Genomic DNA, 4462 nt, shown 5'->3' on the forward strand with positions numbered 1-4462 from the left:
CGCCATGCGCTGCTGCAAGACTGATGAAAGTTTCAGCGCCTTCATTGCTCTCGCCGCAACCGTCATCCGACTCCGGTGAACGTCAACACACCCTAGTTCGGTCGATGGACTATATCGCATGCCATGAACAATCTATGGTTCGTTGTCCACCGCGGTGGACTGGGTATGAGTCACTAGCCGACGCTTGTTCTGAAACTTCGGTGCTGAAAACGTGCTTCATGAGATGCCTGGGTAAGTCACGAGAATACTGAGCCAAAAGAGGTCAGTAAACTCGACAGTTTTTGTCCTCAGCCTTACAGATCAAGTGAACACGTGACGCGCCGATCGGGTCACCAACATCGATCCTGCTAGCCACTGCTAGTACCCTGCGGTAAATTACCCAAAGGCATAGTCCCAGCCGGGACTAGATCCGCATCGTTAGCATTGCACATAGCCATCCGACACCTCTCCGCAGGCGGCCACAAGCGTATGTGGACTGGTACAGGGTCAGTTGGAGGGAAAGGGGGGGCATTCGTGGACGGCGCGGTTAACGGACCGAGCATGCGCCAGGGATCGAATGTCCTGGCGCCCACCCCTAATGTCAGCGACCGGAAATATCCGCCGATGTTTGAGATTGTATCTCCCTTCTGCAGCAAAAGAAGGACCAATGTTGTGACGGGGGAGAGCCCATGGGTTGAAATGGCTTGAACCATCATCTCCTTGTCGATGCCGATAATGGGCGCAAGGAGCCATCCGAGGGCATGGATGTCTTCCCAGCTCTCGACCGGACCCTCGGCGAAGGCGGTCGCCTCGGTGCAGGTCTCGACTACCTTCCTTAGCAGTTCTTCTTCTTCACGATCGCCTTCCAGATCCCGGCCATATCGTGCGGGGTTAGTTTCAAGGATATAAGTATCAGATCTATGTTGGTGACGGTCGTTTTGGCCGTCAGATACGGACGTGGTGGAAGATGCGTCGGCCTTGTGGCCTTGCTGTTCATGAGTCTTGCCGCCGGGGCAGGGGGCTTTGGTCGGACTAGAGACGCCTACTCGTCCCGGAGGGCAGGGAGCCTGTGTAGCGTTCTGCTCTACGGCTTCCGACTTGGAGCAGGGGTAGACGGTGAGGGAAGTCAGGTGGTACTCCACGTTGGACAGCACTCCTTCCAATTCATGGATGGAGAGGTTGCGACGTAGGATCGTTCTGAGGATGTTCGTCTCAATTCCTGAGGCAAGCAGGTCGAGCTTATGTAGCCGCCCGAGGATCAAGGTTTTAAGATAGCGTTTACGGCTGATTTCAGCCGCCGCCAGGTCTGCGGCGCGCTTCCACTCGTCCTCCCGCGCAAGCATGGGCGATAAGTCGAAGCCGAAAAGCAGGACCTGACCGCTGGAGAGGTCCCGCACCATGTAGCGCTTCTTGTTGGGACTGTCGTGTCGGCGAATGACCCCGGCTTCGATCAGCTCGCCTACGTGTCGGCGCACGGTTCTGTCGCTTCCGCCCGACCGCAGTCGGATCAGCGTCTCTGTGGAGGCAAAGCATGTCAGGCTCTGCCCGGGACGGACACAATGGATCATGGCCCGCAGGGTGTGCAGCGCACCGGTTGAAATGCCGAAAGTCTTTGCCACAGCCGAGAGGTTCCGGAAGGCCTCTTTCAGGCAGCCGCTACAGGCGTCAGGGTTGCCCTCTGATTTCGCCCGGACTGAGCCGAGAGGGATTGGTCGATGAAATGTCATGTCTCTTCGCCAAGGCGACCATAAGCCCACGCGGTAACCGAACCCTGCCAGCGATCCTTTCGGAAAGTTGGATAGAATCCACCTGTCAACCGAATCGGTTGTTCTTGACGGGCCTTGGATCGTGCGGTAGACCTGAAAGTGCAAAAGACAGATCGGGGCTCTCCAAGGGAAACTTTGGGGGGCTCTTTCTTTTCTGGTCTCCGTTGCGCTCCTTTCTTTGCTTGGGGTTTACATCAAGAGAGAAGGGACCTAGCCCTTGCTCCCGCTCTTCTTCCAGTGCTCGTGAAGCATGCGGACTGCTTCATCCGCGTTCTCCATGATCCACTTTCCGAACTCAGGTGCCTGACCACGTGCAATTTCGATACCTACAGTCCTGGCGCTGGCCTTGATCTTTCCGATCCGAAGGCCGTCGATGCTGATGGCGCCCTGTCCACCGCGGTGGACAGCCTCGGGTGCTCCGGCGCGCTGCTTTCCCTTGACGGGCACGCCATTGATCACATCGTTGACTGCCCGGGAGAAAACCTCGAAACGCTCGGTAGAAGAATGAATTTTTTCAAGTTCGTCAGCTAGTTGGCTGGTTATGCTCTTGAGGTCGACCTTGTGATCCCGGACAGCGTCTACGATGTCCTGCCACCTTCGCCGGCCGATGTTATGGGCCGGACCGATAGCCTGGATGACCTCAATTGGAATGGAAGGGAGGACGACCTCGAATGTGCTCACAGACTGCTTGGAAACGCCGAGAGCCGCCATGATGGTCTCTGTGTTATATCCGGCATCCCGCATGTCCTTCACGAAGACAGCCTTCTCGATGAACGAGGGGTCTAGGCGGAGGTTATTCTCCTGCCCCTGCGCCAGCACGGCACTCTTGTCATCGAGGGTGCGGACGATCGCCTTAACCGGGCCTCCCACAAGCCGGATCGCTGCCAGACGCCGGCGTCCGTAGACCACGCGATAATGTCCCGGCTTCTCCGATGGTCGAACGAGGATGGGAACCTGTTGACCATGCTCCTTGATGCTGGCCGCAAGCGCCGCGACGTCGTCATCCGAGATCTGGAGCCGATCACGAAGGCCGTCGGCCTCGATGAAGCGGGGCTCGATATCGCGGATGGCGCTGCTGGCAAGCTTGTCGAGGCCCTCGCGCAGACCGCCGATGCTTGGTGCCGATGCGGTCCGCCGCATTGCAGCGGAAGCCTCAGCTGGCGTCCCCTGTTGAGGCATTTCCGCCTGAGCCCTGGTGAGGTTCTGAAGGATCTTGCGTCCCATTATCGTCCCCAAGCGCCTTGAATGCAGGTTTCGATCTCCGCCGCGACGTCATTGACGCTGCTGATTGCCCGGTCGAGCGTAGCGCGCACGAAGTCCTTGGGATCGACTTCATAGATGGTCTGCTGGGTCATGCCCGCGTCCGAGATGGCCGTCGACTTCAGCATGGGATTGACCAGCACCATGTCTCGCAGGATGGCCCGGAGATAACCCTCCGTCTGCCGTTGAGGCCCATCATTGGGCTCGTAGCGCGTGACGAGGAACTTGACGAAGGAATAGGCGACTTCCTGTCCGGTATAGTTGGAAATCGCTCCCAGGGTTTCCGAGACGAGCTTCAGGAACTGACTCATCGACGCGATGTCGAGCATTCCTGGCACAACAGTAACAAGCAGTCCTGTCGAGGCTGTTAGAGCCGAGAGCGTCGTGAATCCGAGCTGCGGAGGGCAGTCGATGATGACGATGTCGTAGTCGTCGCTGACCGACTCCAGCGCTTCCGACAGCCGTTTTGGGAAGATCGTATGACGGGCGTCACGCAGGTTGTTTGCGGTTTCGGTTTCATACTCGGTGAGGAGCAACCCCGCCGGGGCGAGGTCAAGGTTGTGGAAATAGGTCTTCCGGATGATGTTGCGAAGAGGAACCGGATGGTCCTGCTCTCCATCCGGCGCGTCGAAATCGGCGTAGCGCAACGCATCGTAGATTGTTCCACCCTCGGCGAACTCGATCTCGGGGCGATAGCCGAACAGCGTTGTCAAGGAAGCTTGGGGGTCGAGGTCGCAGGCGAGAACGCGATAACCCCTCAGTGCGAGGCGGTGGGCAAGGTGCGCGGCCGAGGTGGTTTTGGCACTGCCGCCTTTGAAGTTGACGCAGCTGATGATCTGCATCGGATCTCCCTCACGGCGCCCAGGACGGAAATCCTCTTTCCCCTTGCCCCGGGTGGTCTCGTAGAGGATCTTGCGGATGACGTCGATTTCCTCCGCAGAGTAGTAGCGGTGCTTCCGGCCGTCGCTCTCGACTTCCGGAATGCTCTTGTTCTTGTGCCGGTTGCGCAGCATGTCAGGCGTCACGCCAAGCAGCTCGCAGACTTCACCGACCGCGAACTTGCGCAGAACCTTGGTTCCCCCGGGCTGATGGGACTCCTTGAGTTGCACGTCCAGGGCTGCCGAGAGGGTTTCGGCGCATTCGCCGATCTTGGTGCTGCTCACCAGGTGCGCCGGATCAAACATTTTGTTCATTGTTGCTCTCGGAAGGCTGACGTATCCCGGGTCTCTGGATCAGATTACGGTCGGAAGCTTGTATCCACGTCCCCACCGTAATACTGTGGTGACATGCAAATGGCTGTCCGGCAACCGCTTTCTCGATAACCGATCAGAAATCCTTCTGCTCCCTAAGTCCATCCAGACTAGGGTGTGTTGACGTTCACCGGAGTCGGATGACGGTTGCGGCGAGAGCAATGAAGGCGCTGAAACTTTCATCAGTCTTGCAGCAGCGCATGGCGA

3 protein-coding genes are annotated in these 4462 nt (G+C 58.1%); all 3 read right to left on the reverse strand.

Annotated features, from left to right (window positions below):
• Positions 1 to 347: 347 nt before the first annotated feature.
• The 3 genes from repC to repA all read right to left on the reverse strand — a co-directional run bounded on the left by repC (position 348) and on the right by repA (position 4189).
• On the reverse strand, positions 348 to 1706 hold the full coding sequence (repC, locus tag PARHAE_RS20295; protein WP_126156319.1) for a plasmid replication protein RepC: 1359 nt from the start codon (positions 1704 to 1706) through the stop codon (positions 348 to 350).
• Positions 1707 to 1955: 249 nt separating this feature from the next.
• On the reverse strand, positions 1956 to 2969 hold the full coding sequence (gene repB, locus PARHAE_RS20300) for a plasmid partitioning protein RepB (protein WP_126156320.1): 1014 nt from the start codon (positions 2967 to 2969) through the stop codon (positions 1956 to 1958).
• Positions 2969 to 4189: a plasmid partitioning protein RepA gene (gene repA, locus PARHAE_RS20305; RefSeq protein WP_126156321.1), complete on the reverse strand. Its 1221-nt coding sequence runs from the start codon at positions 4187 to 4189 to the stop codon at positions 2969 to 2971. Before repA ends, repB begins: the two co-directional genes overlap by 1 nt.
• Between the last annotated feature and the right edge of the window lie 273 nt (positions 4190 to 4462).

The sequence above is a fragment of the Paracoccus haematequi genome (genome assembly GCF_900631945.1).
Classification (GTDB): domain Bacteria; phylum Pseudomonadota; class Alphaproteobacteria; order Rhodobacterales; family Rhodobacteraceae; genus Paracoccus; species Paracoccus haematequi_A.